The following is a 17,424-nucleotide window of genomic DNA, read 5'->3' on the forward strand; positions in this document are numbered from 1 at the left end:
GAACAGGTGATCACGAGTAAAACACTCTTTAATTTTACGCTTATATAATGAGTGTTAAGAAAATATCACTACGAAATTGGGGGGAGTCTTTAAAAATAATGGCTTCCACTCACGTAGTAAGTAACTGAAAATATTACAAGAGTTTCCCTGTTAGAATACATGTTCCAGGTGCTGCATCTATTAATTTCTCTTCGAGGCAAATTAATAGATGCCCCCATTTTATAACCTATAGCTATCAAGAATTAAACTTAATATCTTTTAACTAGGTTTTTGTATGTATAATGATTGACTCAAAAAAACCTAATACACAACTCTAACGCAAGAAAGCTTTATCACTTTGAACCAGCCGCTGGATTTGAGCTATTTCATGGTGGCGCCCCAATTTGAAAAGAACGCTATCAGGTGAGAACTATTTTGTAAATAGTGATGATGTTATCAATTCGAACGCCCTGATTTTAAGACACTATATAGGAACAACCAGCAAACAAAAGCTAGGTATTCACACCATACTCTCTTGCTCTGTGACGAAATTAATTATGCCCCTACAACTATTCTAGTTAGTGCCTTGAGTTGCCATATTGCATAGGATTTTCAAAATGTAAAATAACACTACTTTTACAAGACGCAGTCATAAGGCTATTTCAATTTATTAAACGTAATAAGCCTCTAAACCTCGTCGTGGTGAAGGTTTTGGAAAAGCTTGTCCATTTGCGGGTTTTCCTATCCGGCAGAGCATTTGAACTGTTGATTCGGAAGAAAATGTTTCCGAAATCAGTATTTGTTTTATATCAGAATAGAGTTGAGACATTTCTGGAAACTCTTGTAAAGCTTGTGAAATAGGGTGCATTACAAAGCCATACTTTGTCGCCATTAAATGCGCCCTAACATACGTTTTACCTGCCATAAGCTGAGTGATTCTAGTATTATCAAAGCTTGTCATAACAAAAAAACTAGGAGTCGCATCAATTGTCTCATTAAACGCCTTTAGCTGAGTTTTTATTATATTTGATTCTAATGGCGGAAATCTATCGCGGTCAAACAAACCAAAACGCTCGAACGCCACTAAAAGTGGTGATGTTATAGAAATTCCGTCTCGATGCTTTGCAATTTCCATCGAACCGACACGCAAAAGTTGAGCGTTTTCTAAATACGTTTCTGGTGTTGTTAATTCAATTTTCCATGCTTCTTTTGCTATACGCTTGACACTATCGAATAAATGAATGTGTGGCTGTTTAACGATAATACGATTATTAATAGTATTAGTATCTAAACTTAAGAGCGCAGATTCTAAAATCTTTGATGGAGGGGAGTTGATATCATAATTGCTCCTTACAGTTCTTCTTCTTGTTATATAGCTAAAGAGGTCGTTGTTGGGTTTTTCATTTGAACGTGTAAACCTCACTCTCGCGACAGGCTTACTATCTATTGAGTTTCTATCAAACCTCCCTTCTTCAAACCAAATCGTCTCTGTATTAAACCCAAATTGTTTCGCCGCAATATCCATCAGGCCAAGCATTGCTCCTGTCCCAATAAGTATTTGTCTGCTAAATGGGTCCGTATGTATAAGTAATCGTTGACTATCAATTCTTACCACAACATCATGTTCCCCCTGTAACTCTATTAACCAAGGCTGTCTGTTGTGTGGATTAGGTGCAAGGATTGCCCAAGATAGTGCACGAACTCGAGGGTCCGAGGTGTTATCAATATTATCATCCGGTGACCATGCCGCTATCGCTGAGTCAGGAACGCCAGCTGACAAAAATTTACAACCACTGATTGGTAGAGCAGCAAAAATGACCCCTCCAGTAATGGTTCTTACAAATTTTCTTCGGCTTGAGGTGTTGGGCTGTTCGGATATCATAAATTCTCCAGATTTGTTAACGACAAAATTGCTAACGAGATTGGCTTTGATTTGTTATTGTTTTGAACAATACAAAAACCTGACGAGCATGTTCCCCCTTTTGTTGCGGTGATTCTTGTTTAATAGTGTTGAGAAATTGATATCAATTGTCAGCTTTTGTAATCTTGATGTTATATGTTTATTAAGTACTTATGTACGTTACTTAATAGTTGAGTTAATAAGAAATAATAGCAGTACTGCCTAAGCAAACTACCTTTAATGAAAAAATAACTTTGTTTGTATTAGGTCACCAATACTAAAGGTTATTTTTGATGAGTCGATATTTTTAAGACCAATGAAATGTCAGAACATCGGATGGTTCATTACCGGAAATAAATTTTGGAAAATGTTACCGCAATACATATATACCTGATTCTTCATCTTGCGGTTGTTTGCTTTACAACAATATCTATTTTAATCTTGATTATTCCAAAGAGTGATGACAAAGAACGTAATTATTCAACACATTTTGTATTTTCATTTGTCTTCCAATCTGCAGTTTTTGTATCAGCCATACTAACTCCTGTCTTGTCAGTACTCTTTTCTTTTATGCTACAGTTTTGCTTTATTGCCTTGGCACTAGGAAATTTTCATGTTGCATTTCGAAAATACGAGTACTCAGAAAAGCAAAACCTAATTAAAAACACTAACTTCATTTACTTTTTTTACTATTGCAAGCTACTGGTGTCGGACTCTTTTGTGTTATCACATTCAACCCAACTGCACAATTGGTCATAATGCTTTTTTGCTTACCTTTATGTCTATTATAAGTGCTCTCGAATAATATTAAGGAATCAAGATAGGAGTAAGAGAAATAAGAGAGTAATAACTTTCTTCTTCTGTTCGCTATCAATACTTCCAATTATTAACCTCATTTCCTTTTTAAGTTCAGAACTTGAGCAATATAAACAAAATGGACTTACACTTTTTTCAATTTTGTTGTTTCTCAAATTCTGCTTGGTGATTTTCGTAATTTTGTCCGATACGATTGAGGTAAATAGGAAAATGGCAATAACAGACCCGCTGACAGGGCTGTTTAACCGAAGGTATTTCTACAAAAGAGTTAGTGATATGAATAATAATGTAAAATGTAGAGCCTTGATAATTTGCGACATAGACAATTTTAAACTAGTGAATGACACGTATGGTCATGGTACCGGAGATTTAGTAATCAAATTTGTTGGGAATCAACTCGAGAAAAATGTAAGGAAAGGGGACATGGTAGCGCGTTTAGGCGGGGAAGAGTTTGGGATTTATGTGGAAGGGGACAGCTTTACACATTGCATAGATACCGCGGAGAGACTGAGGAAGTCACTTCACAAAATAGCCTTTGATGAGGTAGGTACACCAATATCAGTCACTGCTTCTTTCGGGATAGCAATACATCGCGAGGGTTGCGTCGAGTCAAGTGTACATAAAGCTGATTTAGCAATGTATAACGCTAAAAACACAGGAAAAGATAAAGTTTGCGTCTCGGATACATTCGCTTAGCTTCTAAAATCCGTAACTAATTTAATATTGTTTTATAGCAACAACAAAAGAATTAGGAGCTTGGCTTGTATTCTAAGTATATGTTCAACGCACATTCTTTGGGGTATGCGAAAAAAAACAGACAGAAAATTGCAAAAAATAATTGGTCAAATCTAAGCTGACAGTCACCGATAAAAAATTGGGTAACTGTCAGAGCAAGTCTGAGCTAGTACAGTTTAATCCAGAGTAGTTAAAAACGATGTTATTTGTTCAATTAACCACGGTTTATCGTCATACATAATAAAATGCTTGGATGTTGTATTCATCAAAAGTGTAGCATCTGGCGCTTTTGACAAGTGACTTTGATACCGTTGAGCCATCATTCTGTGTGAGGCTTCGTCACTAAAACCACCAGACGCTCCCAGTAATAGAATTTTACTATCAGATTTGGCTAATGAATCTCTTAAGTCAGTTGACATCAACGTAAATATAGCATCTGCAGCCGTTTTCGGATCTGACGTTTTAGCCATTTCTATAATACGCCTTTGATCTTCCTGAGAAGAAGCTTGAAGGTGAATGCTTTGCTTCGCAGCGTTTTCTATTCCTTGTGCGTCCAACCCACTATAGAAGTCTCTAAATTGTATTGCATGAGGTCTAAGTGTGTCTACTGATACCATAGGGTCCCTGCTGAAAACGGGACCAATGAAAGGTAGCCCATCAATTGATATTACTCCACCTACAAGCGCAGGTTTATTACTTTCCATCCAAAGCCCTAAGAACCCCCCTAAACTGTGCCCAATAATTATAGGTTGGTCTAGCTTTCGTTCTTCAATATATTGAATTAATTGATTTTTTGTTGATTCCAAAGATGGGGATTCAACTGCTGGAACACGCCCAAAGCCGGCAATACTGATTTTATGAATCTCAAACGATTGAGATAGCGTCTCTGAAATTCCACCCCAAACTCGACTGTCTGAGTTGAAACCAGGGATTAATATCAATGGGCTCCCTTTACCAATAACCTCCACTTCAAATCTTTTACCCTTTTCTTCATACGAATTTGCAATTGATGAAAAGAAAAAAATCAAGCTAAATAATAAAGTGGTAATGGTAATTTTTAGTGAGTTTGAAACACTATTTAGTAATTTTGTCATAATTTATTCTCTCTTTATTTAGTTCGTAATAATTAATGTTCAATTCCTTTTAAATGTCTCAATAGACACTGAAGAAAAGGAATGTGTGACACCATGTTTCACTTTTTTATAGTTTTTAACTGAAATTTCACTGTGCTCGAATTAAAGATTCAACCTTTGATCTTATTTGCGGAGACAATGGTCTGAGAGGTGGGGTAATTCGCCCTACCCTTAATCAAGACTATCTACTCTGATCTCGTTGAATGAGGGGTTTTACTTTAAGTTTAACGCCCTGAGATAATTGAACGACTATTGTGTTTAAGGCGCACTGACTTCGAAACGCATTCTTGCATCAGTGTGTGCTAAGTCAGCAAGAACTCTTCTGTCCATTAAAGCTTCGCTTGCAGCAGCGTCATCTTCGTATGACTCATCACTGATTCCACCCATACTGAGGATTTCAACATATCCGATTACACCATCAGTTATCTTCGTGAAAGTTGGGTTATCCATTGGTGGAGCAACAGATTCTGGACGGTTTGTCGAACTGCCATTACCTCCACTCTCAGAAGTGAAGAATGCTGAAAGAGCAACCAAAGAAGAAGGTAAAATACGATTTAAAAAAATCATGTTAAAACCTAAAAATGTATAAAAACCATGTTTGAAATTTTAATGATTTAACATTTATTAACTGTAAGAAAGTAATTAATAATTGTAATAAATCGAATTGCAACGTAATGCAGCGCATACCAACAAAGGCTAAATATTGAGACTCACTCTTAAACTAAAATTAAAATACGAATCTAAACAGACGCAGATAAACGCATGCACCTCAACTTTACAATAAATTACAAATTTCAAACATTTTAACTTCGATTTAAGCGATAAAGTCTGGTCGACTGGATCTAAAAGGTTAATTCGATTCGCAAGCTCTCAACATTTCTAATTTATTGATCAATTCGTTAGAAGCTGGAGGATTCAAGCTTTGCTCACAGTTAGCCTTTATTTAAAAACAACAAATTAAAGCAATCAGTTTTTTGGGTTTCTGTCCATACATATAAATCAAATAGGTAGTCGTTTGGAGTCACTAAATAAAATGTTACTCAGCATAGTGAGAATAAACGTTCAAAGTACCGATACAAATAGACGCTCATCAAGCTTAATTCGACGGAGTAGCTTACATGTGCAATATCATCTTGCGCGTTGAAATCGCAAAAAAGTTTAATATTGCAGCAAGCCAAGTGAGGCTGTGTGCTCATTACACAAGAATATTAGGGAGTTTTCAAAAGTTGGTGCTAATAAATGAAACAAGGTAACGCCGCGACACAGCACGGGAGGAATATTTGCATTAATTGTTTACAATTTGTATTAAAACAATTTAGTCGGAAATCAAGAAAGTCATTTGCATTTTTTACTGCACGTTTTATCTTAGGGTTTTCGAATGCAACAAGACGACGAGCTATTCTTAATATCTCTCATGTACTTCCTAATTTAAGTTATGATGAGGCTACAGAATTAGCATTTATTTCCCATCAAAATATCGTCTTCGGTGTGATAGAAACTCTTTTGTTAGACGAAATTGAGTTTGAATACGAGATAAGCCAAGCTGCTCAAAAAAATTTAGATTCTAACACTGGGCTAATCATAGCTACAATGCATATGGGCTGTTATGACGCTGTTCCATTTGCTTTAGAGAAGTTAACAAAACGTCCAACTATCGTCTCTAAAGCACCTACGTTCCTTTCTACCCAAAGGGCTTATGAAAAAGTGGGCATTAATTGTTATGATAAAAATCAGGTCAGTAGTATTTTCAAGTTAATCGCCGCAATCAAAGAGCAAGGGATAGTTATCCTTTATTCTGATCATTACAAAAAGGATACGGCACTCTCTTTTTTTGGAAAGGCGACTGGAGCTCCATATGAAGCCGCCATGTTATCTGCTTATGGGAAGGCTCCATTGATGATTGCTTACGGCGTTATACAAAAAAGTGGAAAGTACAAAATCTACTTAGACACTGTTTTAGAAAAGCCAGTAGGTTCTGGAAAAAAAGCCCATCATATGGCTACGAAAGAAATCTACAGAAGATTTGAACAAATAATCTTAGGGCAACCAAAGCACTGGTATTGGTCCTTTAAAAGGAAGCGTTAATGGGTTGTTCATTTTTATATTTAAATTCTATTTTTAAAGATACAGTACTCGGATAAGTTCGCTTTTTTCCATCATGCAAACTGATTTTTTTGATTTAACTTATCCAGTATTAGAAATGGCTTTGACGAAAAAAGATGCACCGTGGCTATTGTGCCTCTTTTAGTGCACTACATGTAAAACAATGTTTGTTTTGATAGTTAGCTTACTGTGACCTATATGAGCTCCCCACAATTTACTGAAACCTCTAAAGTAATTGATTAAATTGCAGTTACAGAATTCATGATAAAGTAGTAGTCCTGACAATTTTTTACAAAATACATACAGAATAAAAACCGACCAAGTAGTACCTTTAGAGTGTGTTTTATAAAGAGGTAGTAACATGAAAAAAATATTAATAGCAATTTCAGCGCTAAGCCTAGTAGCTTGTGCATCAAAGCCGTTGGACCCAGAAGCAAAGCTTGTGAGACTTACCACTGTTGAACCAGGACCAGAGTGTGAGTATTTGGGGGATGTAACGGGAAATCAAGGCGATTTCCTTACTGGTGAATTTACATCAAACAAAAATTTGGAGACTGGTGCAAGGCACGATATCAAAAACCAAGCCCATAAAATGGGTGGAAATGTAGTATTACTCTTGACACAACGAGCTGGACAAACTGGGGGTTACCACTCGGATTGGGGGGGCTCTTCAGTACAAACTAATGTCACATTGAGTGGAAATGTATATTTTTGTCCTACTAAATAGTAGCCTAGCACGAGTAGGTTTGTTATTTATTTAAAATTTGGATCATTAAAGGGTTCTTATGCTTTTAGATAGTGGTTATTTGCGTTCACTATTAACTCCTTTGTTAGTTTTAGGATTTCTATTACTGTCGCCTAGCATTCTAGCGTCAGATGCGAAGCCCAAGACCCCTGACTCTAAACGGGAAAAAGTGAACTCAAGTAAAGAAACCGATTTATTTGAGTTCACTTTATACTTGAGATTTGATGCGTTTGTTAAGACTCAACTTTATAGTGATCCCAACCAGAGCGATATTGTAGATTATCTAGATTTGTTTATTGGGATAGATGCATATTATGGCGCTTTCTTCCTTGAAACTAGCAACCAAGCTAATCATGTTAGCAGCAACTCAACTTTTGGTTATCGTATTTACAACGAGAGTGATATTCAAATTGATGTTTTACTAGGTCAATCATATCTAGAAAACATATCTGAAAATAAAGGAAATATATATAGAAGTAAGCCGTCTTCTGAATTGAAAGGAATAAGGGATAGAAGCGGTGAGCTAAATCAAGGCCTACGTTTCACCAAGTATTATCAGAATCAAGCATGGTGGGTAGACTTTGCAGCTGATCCTTTCAGGTTTTCACATGGTGGATATATTGTTGACGCATACATAGCTCAAGCCTACCAACTTTATAATTGGGAATTACAAACTGGACTCGGGCTTACACTATTCTCAAAAGAGGTAGTTGATTATCAAGCGGGTGTATTGGAATATGAGGCTACGCCTTCGAGGCCTGCTTACAGGGCCGGATTTGGTCATCGTTATTCTTTTGACCTTTCAGCTCAATACCCTTTAAGCGAAAGTTGGGTTTTTGTAGCTTCATTGTCAACAAAACACTATTCTGATTCATTCGCTGAAAGTCCAATTTATGGTAGTAATAAACAAACAAACTTTGGTGTAGGTATCATGTATGTTTGGTAGAGCTTTGTTGTCGTATCGTTGTCTACTACTTTTGATTTCTAACGCTATCTTGCATGGACAAGCTTGGTCAAAAAGTCATGATAACATCGAATTCAACCTCAAACCTAAGAGCTGTATTACAATGTCAAAAGGAAAGCAATGCTATGGAAATTTAACGCTGTATTGGCAGCTCGATAGACCTAGAAATATTTGTTTGTTTTCCCAAACAGATAAAAGACCAATTTATTGTTGGTCAAAAAGGTTACAGGGTAATTATGAGGGTTCTTTCGTATTATTTGAAAGTAACAAATACTCAATAGTAGATATTGAAAGCAAAGAAGTTTTAATGACCGAAACAATATCGGTAACATGGGTTTTTCAAGAATCACGTCAACGTCGTCGTTGGCGTTTGTTTTAAATACCAATATCAAAGTGAGGTGTAAACATGTCTAGTTATGGTGAGCTCTTATTGGTAGAAGATGATGTTGCTTTGGCCCAATGGGTTAAAGAATTCTTAGAAAATGAAGGTTTTTCTGTTACTCATATCATTAATGGTGATGAAGTACTGCCAACGTTGATTGACAAGAAATTTGACTTGGTACTTTTGGATCTAATGCTGCCTGGTTTAAATGGATTAGAAGTATGTAAGGAGATCAGAAGAATTAGCCAAATCCCAGTTATCATGCTCACCGCTAGAGCAGAGGAGATTGATGAAGTAATTGGGTTAGAAATTGGAGCAAATGATTATTTAGCAAAACCAGTTAAACCAAGAGTTTTACTAGCTAGATTGAAATCAGCATTACGTATAACCAATCTAAATAGCGCAACAGCCCAGAATGAGCTTATTTTTGGGGCCTTAAAAATTCACAAGTCTTCAAAAAGAGTTATTTTCGATGGCGAAAGTATTAGTTTGACTAGTGGTCTATTTGATTTCCTTTGTCTTTTGGCTGAGAATGCTGGCGAGGTAGTTAGCAGAGAGAAAGTATTTCAAGAGCTTAAATCCCGTGAGTATGACGGGTTAGATCGCCGATTCGATGTAATGATATCGACACTAAGAAAGCACTTTAATGAAAACGATAGAGGTGAGGAGCGAATTAAAACAGTCTGGGGGAAAGGCTATTTGTTTGTTCCTGATGCTTGGTAGCCGAGTTGTTGACGACTAACTATTTGTAATTGAATTATGAATAAATTAATTCTTCACATTGTCATGACCGTAACTCTTTCTTTGTTTGGCTTTGGATGGTTGATAGATGAATTCGTTTACAATTCGGAAAGTGTAGAATCTGAAGAAAACCACCCTCACCAGGTTTTATTAAATGGTTTTGTGAATCATTTAGGTAATGCATCGGCAGATACACTAATAACAAGGGTTAAAACCCTTAGCGTACAATTCAACGTAAATTTAGTGTTAGAACGCAGGGAAGATTTTGCCTTTGAAAAGGATGTGTTTGATGAGCTTGACACTTTGGGTCTTCAGCTTGCTTCAGAGCATGGATTGTATTACTTAAAGCCAATTCCAAAGCACCCTGAGTATTTACTTAAACTCACTGCAGCTAGAAACACCGAGGGCAATCGTTCACTCGAGTTAACTTTGACACTTTTATTATATTTTGGAGTCAGCGTCGCGGTGGTTCTCTGGATGTATCCACTAATAAAGCGACTAAAAAAACTAACAAGTGCAGCTAATAAATTTGGTAAAGGAAATTTGTCTGCACGAGTCGTACCAGCAAAACTCTCTCAGATTAATGTATTAGAAGAAAGTTTTAATAAAATGGCGTCTCAAATTGAACATTTGATTGAAGAAAATAGACTACTTGCTAACAGCCTTTCTCATGATTTGAGAACACCAGTTGCTTGTTTCCGTTTTGCTTTGGACGCATGCTTAGATGAACCAGATGTAGAAAGGAAGAACGAATATTTAATGCGGATGGAGAAAGATGTCGAGAATATCGAGGGTATGTTAAAAGCATTTCTCGATTATGCGAGTATGGAGCGACAAGGAATGCAGTTGGTCTTTCGACTAACCAATATGATAGGCTTTCTGCAAACTGTCGTAAACGATTTACAGCCTATTGCGAAAAAAAAGGGGTTAGGCTATGTTTAGTGTCAAGTGAGCAAGAAATAAATTCGTCTTTTGATAACGCATGGATGTATAGGGTATATCTCAACTTAATTACCAACGCAATCTCTTATGCTGATAGAGCGGTTATGGTTCTTCTGGTTAAAGAAAAGTCGAACTCTAAAGGTCAAACCAATGTCGTTTGTTACATCTGTGATGACGGGAGGGGGGTCGCTGAACACGATATGAAAAAAGTTTTTGACGCTTTTGTTAGATTAGACTCTAGTAGAAAGAGAAATGGTGAAAATTTTGGGCTAGGCTTGGCTATTGTAAAAAGAGTTATCGATTGGCACAGTTTTAAAGTGTCATTTTTACCTCGGGAAGAACATAAAACTATAAATTCATTCTTATCACAGGGTGACATGCAGCTAAATGAACTTGGCGCTGTGGTAAGGCTAACCATTCCTGTTCTCGCTCGTCACATTTGAACTAAGGTAATTAAAAGGTAGCGTAGCTAAAAAAATTTTTAATTTAATATAACGCCTCGCCAAATTGTCGCACTTGGATTTTAAATAGCAGATTAGCGGGGCTTTGTTATCTTAGTAGCCTATTATTTTTGGCCAGCTATGTGAATCCTAGTAGTCGATCGTTATTTCCTAGCTTACTTGTCCAAAGTTTCTTTTCTTTCTTAAAATGTTTAGTGTACCCCTAGGACTAGGTTTTATCGCAAGTTTTTTTCATACCACACAAGGTTAGAGCCTTAAGTAATGTTCTTATCTGATAAATTCATATTTTATGTTTATTAAATACCGATAAAAGATATCCACAACGCAAAAAGCTTACATATCTAATACAGACTTTATACAGTTATAAACAGAATTGCCGATACCTTCGATTATAATACATTAATATTAATGATATCAGGTGATTCAAATGAATAAGCTAGTAATACTTCTTTCCCTCTCAATTTTACTCTCTGCTTGCGGCGGTTCGAGTTCTGATGATGTGACGAGTCCAAATCCAGAACCAGAGCCTAATCCGTTTGCACAACTAACATCTGTGATTGAGCAAGACTTATCTGGAAATGATGCTGCCGCTGTTTCAGTTGCAATATATAAGGAAGGCGAAATCGTATTTGCAGAAGCTTTTGGCGAAAAGATAAAGGGCCAAGGTGAGCCAGTAACATCAAATACTCTTTTCCAACTGGGCTCAACAACAAAAATGTTTACTGCTGTTGCTGTTCTGCAACTCATCCAGCAAGATCTAATCGCGCTAGATGATAAGCTAACTAACGTTGTGCCTCAGATTCAATATCCAAGTGATCAAGCACTTGACTGGCAGGAAATAGAAATAGAACATTTACTTACTCACCAGAGCGGTTTGCGTGATTCATCAATGCAAGATGAAGGAGATTTGGTAAATCATATGCAAACGGAATATCCACGAGATTTTCTCCAACTAAATCCTCCAGGTTTCTTTCATAATTATAGCAATCCAAATTGGTCGTATCTTGGAGCAATTATTGAGCAATTAACTCAAGAAAAATATGATGATTACGTTCATCAGAATATTTTTGCTAAATTGGAGATGAATAGAAGTTTTATTGGACGTGAAGATGCTGTTTCGGATGGAGATTATGCATTAGGATTTCAAGTGTTAGACCCAAACCAAGGAGGTTCATTTAATACACAAATTAGCCAAATGCCAAAATCTACAATTGGACATGCAGCAGGCACTGAAACATGGTCAACACCTAGTCAGCAGTTAAAGATGGCAGATTTTCTTCTTAATGGTGACCCAAGTCTCTTGAGCGATCCTCTTAGAGCACAAATTACATCCGCTCAAGTAAGTGAGGATTTTGCTGGCTTGCCTTTCAATTATGGGTACGGTATCTATGTAAATGATGGTTTTCAACTTGGAAATGATTGGTATCCCCTTAAAAATTGGAATCATGGTGGTAACACATTCTCCTATACTAATGTATTTTATGTATTTCCTGAGCTTGATATCGCTATTTCTATCATGAGCAGTGGCGCATTTAATAATTTTGAGCCAACACTGTTAGCTGCGCTTGGTTCGGTGACCACGCTTCCCGAATCACAAGCGCTTCCGGTTATTCAGAGTGATTCTACTCAATATGATAGGCACGTGGGGACATACTCTAGCAATAACTTCACATTTATCATTAGTAAAGACGGTAACGACTTATTGATTTTCATCCCAGAATTGGAAGCCGGTAACATACCTTATGAACCCAAACTTGAGCACTATGGTGATGATACTTTTTTTGCAAATATTGGTGGAGAAATCAGCGATTTGACTTTCATCCAAATCGAAGAGGGTGGTGAATCTGTATTTATACGAAATAGAGAACTTGTAGCTATTAAAGACGGTTTCTAGTTTCTTGCATATAATAAGGTGATACCCAAATTAGATTTAATCTATCGGTTTGTTCAAAAGAGCCGATAGTTTTTCAGTTTAGCGAGAACGAAATTGATAAGTAAAACCTATTTTCAACTTCAGGTTTACTTTTCAAACATTGACCAATCCCCCGAGATTAGTACCAATCCACTGATGTTATATTTATATTATGCTGGCTGTTTCGCAAACTCAACTGGCGACATAAAACTAAGCGAACTATGAGATCGAATATTGTTGTAGTGTTCTCGCGATATCTCTATTTCGTAACTCGCTTCGTCCAGGGTCATGAACCAATACTGGTTTAAGCATTCATTTCTAAATTTGTCATTTAAACTTTCAATAAATGCGTTTTGTATTGGTTTGCCCGGTTGAATACAACTCAGCTTCAAGTCGCTTTGCTTGCTCTAAGAGAACATAGATTTACTGGAGTAATCAGTGCGATTGTCAAAAACAACTGAGTTAGCCTTGCCACTTAGCTCAATCATTTGGTCGAGAAAACGCGCTTCCATCGCACCATTAATTGAAACGGCTTTTAATTGGCCCACCATCTCTCGAGTAAAATCATCTATAATGTTTGATACCCTGAAGCGTCTTCCGCTGCCTAACAGTATTTTTTCAATCACTTAAAACCATGTTTCCACCTTTTCGTGGAATCCACATTTTTCTCGGGGAACTTATCCGATAACCTCTTTGAGGGTACAAGCATCATGTATACATGCAATGTATCAGGAATACATTTCCAAAATAAAAAGAGGTTTAAAATGCACGTCCATAATAAAATAACAACGGCAGTTAAATTTGCCCTTATGTCAACTATAGGAAGCATGACTATTGCTGGACAAGCAATAGCTCAGGAAACAGTAACAGATGAGATTGTTGAACGCATCTCTGTTACAGGCTCTAGTATTAAAAGAACTGATATCGAAGGAGCGTTACCGGTTACAACGCTCACACAGGCAGACATTGTTAGATCAGGCGTTACATCTGTCCCAGATTTAATTCAACAATTGCCTTCCATGCAAGGTTTCACTGCTCCTTCACAAAGTGTTGGTGGCGGTGGTGGTGGTATAGCAACTGCCTCACTTCGAGGTATTGGAAGCGAATACACACTGGTACTATTGAACGGTCGCCGTCTTGCCGCCTCGGGTTCTGGAAGTTCAATTGATGTAAATACCATACCGCTTGCAGCTATAGAGCGCATCGAGATTCTGACCGATGGTGCTTCTGCACTTTACGGTGCTGACGCAATCGCCGGTGTGATCAACTTCATCCTTAGAAAAGACGTGCAAGAAACGACGGTTCAAGTTCGTTACGACAAACCTCAGGATACCGGCGGTGAAAATTTTAGTTTCAGTGTCACCACGGGTTTTGGTGATTTAAGCAGAGATGGTTTTAATATTTCTTTGTCTGCTTCTCGTGAAGATCAAACACAACTGCGAAGCGCAGACCGCGACTTTGCCAAAACTGGTTTCATTCCATTCAATCACAACGGTGTCGATCTGATGTTCCTCGCTGCTTCACCAAACGCGATTCCTGGAAATGCTAGAGTCCGTTTCTGGCATCCTGATGGGCTAGACAGCAATGGAGATGGAACACCCGACCGCCTGACGGCAACATTCAATCCATATAGGTTTGCCAACGGCCAATGCGGTCCTAATAGCGCTCCTTCAAATAGCGCTACAGCGACATCACAGATTGAAAGGTGCTTATTTGATTTTACATCGACTCTAGAAATTTTGCCTGAGTTTGTCCGTGACAACATCATTTTGAACGGTACTGTAGAATTAGGCGATTCTGCGGAGGCATACGGGACGATTAACTTCTCGAACTTTGATACCATTACACGAATTGCACCCTATCCGACTGGTAACTTCCTGCTCCCTATTGATTCAGCATTGGTACAAAGCGAGGTACTTCCAAACTTACCCAGTAACGTACTTGGCTTCACACCACAGCAAATCATTGACAACATTTCGGATGTAGCGGCTGCTTGGCGTGTACTTCCTGGTGGTAATCGTACAAATGAATATGCTACCGATTCTCTCTGGGCTAACTTTGGTGTACGTGGTGAATTCGGCGAAGTATCTTACGATATTTCAATTACTCATGCAGACAATGAGCGCAGCGATAATATTCTAACGGGATACCCCATTACTACTGATTTTGTGCCATTGGTATCATCAGGTGCCGTTAACGTATTTGCTGCCCCTGAGGACCTGACCGATGAAGAGCGTGCTGCGGTTCAAGCAACAATGTACAGCGGTCTGCGGCAAAAAACAGATACTGGCTTAACTATGTTTGAAGGTTCATTTTCAGCGCCAGTATTCGAGTTGCCGGGTGGTGAAGTATACCTAGGTGGTGGCTTTGACTATCGTAAGATGACTTTTGAACAAACTGCATCAGACGCATATAGACAAGCAACAATCTTGTTCACGCGTCCACTTCCAGAATTTGAACTTGAGCGGACGTCATACGGTGCCTTCTTAGAAATGGTTGCACCAATTACTGATATCTTAGAAATCACTGGCTCTTTGCGTTACGACGACATTAGTGATATCGATGCCGCTGACACACTTTGGGGTGACCTAGATGGTGACGGTGTTAACGACCCAACCAGAAACACTGGGGCACGCGGTATTGAAATGGACGATACAACGTTCAAATTAAGTTTGGCTTACCGACCAACTGAAGAGTGGTTGATTAGAGCTTCTGCAGGTACTGGCTTCAAGGCACCGACTATGTTGCAAGTAGCAAGACCAAGAACTCCGTTTGGTGTCACCGGTAACGTTTATGATTGTCCATTTACAGGTAGCGATCCATTAGCACAGTTCTGTTTGGATCCGCAGTCACAATATTCAGTAGTTAGCCAAGGTAATCAGGCGTTGCAACCAGAAGAATCACAACAATTTTCATTTGGCGTTGTATACGGTGGTGATGCTTTTGAATTCAGTATGGACTATTTCAACATTGAACTAAGCAACCAAGTATTGCCGGCAACCGAAGGTCAAATATTTGGCAACCCTCAACAGTTTCGTGATTTGTTTACTACAACGGTTAATCCTGGTACTGGAGAGCAAGTACTAACGATGATTTCGGCCAGTGCTAACGTTGGTGAAGCCAATATTGAGGGTATTGATTACAGTGTGTCATTCTCTAATGAGTTTGGTTTTACTGAACTAACTACCAATATTTCTGGTACTTACATGATTGAAAACGATTACCTGCGCACCGGCACTGGTACAGGAGATGTTGCGGCAATTTTTGATACCAGTCTTGGTCAGAAAGGCCCTGACGATAGTGTAGTTTTCAGGAATAGAATTCGTATTGTCAACACACTCGAACACGGTAATTTTGCTCACTCTGTAAACATAAACTATCAAAGCGGTTGGACTGATGAAAACTTCCCTGGTGGAGACTCAAGCATTCGTCTGGCATCTGATCTAAGTCAAGTCTATGATGGAGGCGTACAATTGGATATTCCTTCCTATACAACCGTTGACTATCTGACAACATATAACTTCGATGAGTTGGTAAAAAATCTGGATGTTACCCTGGGTATTAACAACGTGTTTGATAAGGCACCTCCTCGTGCCTTCGGTGAGAACAGCGGACACCAAGAAGGGTTCGATCCTCGTTATTATGATGTTTTCGGCCGTATGTTTTACTTTAACGCAACGTACTCTTTTTAAGCTGTTTCTGTATAAGTTGCAATTTTAGTTGAAAAGGATTTCAAGTGTAGAAGTAAATCACAAAAAGCCGATGAACTTTGTTCATCGGCTTTTTTTTCGCTCTACCGTTTTAGCTGAGTTGCTAAGTAAGTATTAAATAATTTGCATGTTCACTACATCATCATTGCAAACCGTTGATAATTCAATTACGACCAATCTGATGCGGGATGTTTGTCTTGGAAAAAGACGATGGGAAATTAACCTGTAATTCACGTCACGAATCATTCACGTCGTAACATTTAGGTTTCATTCAGTTCATCGAAGACGTACATTATATAGGCAGGTTTTGTAATCCTGCATAGCACAATGTCTCCCTAGACACAACGTGCTGTCCCACTAGAAAGATGGGGCAATGGATGCTCCATCTTTCGATTTTATTTTAATCATAAAAGCTCCTCACCTGATAGCCACAACAAATTAAATTCCATAAAATAAATTACCGTTGCTCAGAAGTTAATCGGCAAATGGAGTACAACAATAGTGCTATGTTTTTTATCATACTTGCGTTTTATCGTAACGATTGATTGAAGCCTATGCAGTGATGACACCTATCACTGTAATTGAAGTAAGTCACACAATGACCTACGATTGTCGATAGTTTTGTTCGCAGCTGATCGCAGCGCATACCACAATATCTTCCATATTTTGTTTTTTAAGAAACTGCGCCAGTCTAAAAAATTATAGAATACCTCGGTTTTATGCACGAGCATCCTTTGTTTCAGTTTGCATCGATACAACGCCTTATTCACCAAGTCTCCAGTTGGTTTCGTTTCATTGTTTAGCCGATGACTTTAAGAAAGAATAAACAGATGAAGGCCGTCAGGTACAACCTCCCCTAGTGAGTTTGGCTATAAGTGAATTCAGAGTCCATTTGCAAGGC

At 38.1% G+C, this 17,424-nt stretch carries 13 protein-coding genes and 1 pseudogene; 10 read left to right on the plus strand and 4 right to left on the minus strand.

Annotation, left to right across the window (positions count from 1 at the left end):
• Positions 1-649: 649 nt before the first annotated feature.
• Entirely contained in the window at positions 650-1,861 is a 1,212-nt protein-coding gene (locus KUL10_RS16065) for a twin-arginine translocation pathway signal protein (protein ID WP_110429973.1), read from the minus strand.
• A gap of 1,044 nt (positions 1,862-2,905) precedes the next feature.
• Between KUL10_RS16065 and KUL10_RS16075 the strand changes: the two genes are divergently transcribed.
• On the plus strand, positions 2,906-3,391 hold the full coding sequence (locus KUL10_RS16075) for a GGDEF domain-containing protein (RefSeq protein ID WP_158525413.1): 486 nt from the start codon (positions 2,906-2,908) through the stop codon (positions 3,389-3,391).
• A 215-nt stretch (positions 3,392-3,606) separates the two neighbouring features.
• On the opposite strand, the gene KUL10_RS16080 is transcribed toward KUL10_RS16075, so the two are convergent.
• Together KUL10_RS16080 and KUL10_RS16085 are read right to left on the minus strand one after the other, a co-directional pair.
• Complete coding sequence (locus tag KUL10_RS16080; RefSeq protein WP_110429976.1) at positions 3,607-4,524, minus strand: alpha/beta fold hydrolase; 918 nt, start codon at positions 4,522-4,524, stop codon at positions 3,607-3,609.
• Between the two features lie 297 nt (positions 4,525-4,821).
• Positions 4,822-5,130, minus strand: a complete 309-nt coding sequence (locus KUL10_RS16085) for a hypothetical protein (protein ID WP_110429977.1) — start codon at positions 5,128-5,130, stop codon at positions 4,822-4,824.
• Positions 5,131-5,802: 672 nt separating this feature from the next.
• Between KUL10_RS16085 and KUL10_RS16090 the strand changes: the two genes are divergently transcribed.
• The 8 genes from KUL10_RS16090 (at position 5,803) to KUL10_RS16120 (ending at position 12,795) form a co-directional block, all read left to right on the plus strand.
• On the plus strand, positions 5,803-6,648 hold the full coding sequence (locus KUL10_RS16090) for a lipid A biosynthesis acyltransferase (RefSeq protein WP_110429978.1): 846 nt from the start codon (positions 5,803-5,805) through the stop codon (positions 6,646-6,648).
• 379 nt (positions 6,649-7,027) lie between these two features.
• A complete protein-coding gene (locus KUL10_RS16095; RefSeq protein ID WP_110429979.1) occupies positions 7,028-7,393 on the plus strand; it encodes a DUF4156 domain-containing protein in 366 nt (121 codons plus the stop codon).
• 58 nt (positions 7,394-7,451) lie between these two features.
• On the plus strand, positions 7,452-8,357 hold the full coding sequence (locus KUL10_RS16100) for a MipA/OmpV family protein (protein ID WP_110429980.1): 906 nt from the start codon (positions 7,452-7,454) through the stop codon (positions 8,355-8,357).
• Complete coding sequence (locus KUL10_RS16105; protein ID WP_110429981.1) at positions 8,347-8,754, plus strand: DUF3019 domain-containing protein; 408 nt, start codon at positions 8,347-8,349, stop codon at positions 8,752-8,754. The genes KUL10_RS16100 and KUL10_RS16105 overlap by 11 nt, the downstream gene beginning before the upstream one ends.
• Positions 8,755-8,781: 27 nt before the next feature.
• Positions 8,782-9,480 (plus strand): response regulator, encoded by a 699-nt coding sequence (locus KUL10_RS16110; protein ID WP_110429982.1) that lies wholly within the window; start codon positions 8,782-8,784, stop codon positions 9,478-9,480.
• Positions 9,481-9,516: 36 nt separating this feature from the next.
• Positions 9,517-10,440: a histidine kinase dimerization/phospho-acceptor domain-containing protein gene (locus KUL10_RS16115; protein ID WP_233499862.1), complete on the plus strand. Its 924-nt coding sequence runs from the start codon at positions 9,517-9,519 to the stop codon at positions 10,438-10,440.
• Positions 10,440-10,883, plus strand: coding sequence for a sensor histidine kinase KdpD (locus KUL10_RS18885; protein WP_233499863.1), 444 nt, complete (start codon positions 10,440-10,442; stop codon positions 10,881-10,883). Before KUL10_RS16115 ends, KUL10_RS18885 begins: the two co-directional genes overlap by 1 nt.
• 445 nt (positions 10,884-11,328) lie before the next feature.
• Positions 11,329-12,795 (plus strand): serine hydrolase, encoded by a 1,467-nt coding sequence (locus KUL10_RS16120; RefSeq protein ID WP_110429983.1) that lies wholly within the window; start codon positions 11,329-11,331, stop codon positions 12,793-12,795.
• A gap of 188 nt (positions 12,796-12,983) precedes the next feature.
• Here the strand turns inward: KUL10_RS16120 and KUL10_RS18890 are convergent.
• Positions 12,984-13,421: pseudogene (locus KUL10_RS18890) on the minus strand (integrase core domain-containing protein); the annotation flags it as partial.
• Positions 13,422-13,640: 219 nt separating this feature from the next.
• Between KUL10_RS18890 and KUL10_RS16135 the strand changes: the two are divergent.
• Complete coding sequence (locus KUL10_RS16135) at positions 13,641-16,505, plus strand: TonB-dependent receptor domain-containing protein (protein ID WP_233499864.1); 2,865 nt, start codon at positions 13,641-13,643, stop codon at positions 16,503-16,505.
• Positions 16,506-17,424 lie beyond the last annotated feature (919 nt).

This window comes from Glaciecola sp. KUL10 (assembly GCF_003203515.1).
Taxonomy (GTDB): domain Bacteria; phylum Pseudomonadota; class Gammaproteobacteria; order Enterobacterales; family Alteromonadaceae; genus Glaciecola.

Coding starts and splice junctions, on each gene's coding strand:
- KUL10_RS16065 (WP_110429973.1), bottom strand. CDS start 1,861: ATGATATCCGAACAGCCCAACACCTCAAGCCGAAGAAAATTTGTAAGA.
- KUL10_RS16075 (WP_158525413.1), top strand. CDS start 2,906: ATGGCAATAACAGACCCGCTGACAGGGCTGTTTAACCGAAGGTATTTC.
- KUL10_RS16080 (WP_110429976.1), bottom strand. CDS start 4,524: ATGACAAAATTACTAAATAGTGTTTCAAACTCACTAAAAATTACCATT.
- KUL10_RS16085 (WP_110429977.1), bottom strand. CDS start 5,130: ATGATTTTTTTAAATCGTATTTTACCTTCTTCTTTGGTTGCTCTTTCA.
- KUL10_RS16090 (WP_110429978.1), top strand. CDS start 5,803: ATGAAACAAGGTAACGCCGCGACACAGCACGGGAGGAATATTTGCATT.
- KUL10_RS16095 (WP_110429979.1), top strand. CDS start 7,028: ATGAAAAAAATATTAATAGCAATTTCAGCGCTAAGCCTAGTAGCTTGT.
- KUL10_RS16100 (WP_110429980.1), top strand. CDS start 7,452: ATGCTTTTAGATAGTGGTTATTTGCGTTCACTATTAACTCCTTTGTTA.
- KUL10_RS16105 (WP_110429981.1), top strand. CDS start 8,347: ATGTTTGGTAGAGCTTTGTTGTCGTATCGTTGTCTACTACTTTTGATT.
- KUL10_RS16110 (WP_110429982.1), top strand. CDS start 8,782: ATGTCTAGTTATGGTGAGCTCTTATTGGTAGAAGATGATGTTGCTTTG.
- KUL10_RS16115 (WP_233499862.1), top strand. CDS start 9,517: ATGAATAAATTAATTCTTCACATTGTCATGACCGTAACTCTTTCTTTG.
- KUL10_RS16120 (WP_110429983.1), top strand. CDS start 11,329: ATGAATAAGCTAGTAATACTTCTTTCCCTCTCAATTTTACTCTCTGCT.
- KUL10_RS16135 (WP_233499864.1), top strand. CDS start 13,641: ATGACTATTGCTGGACAAGCAATAGCTCAGGAAACAGTAACAGATGAG.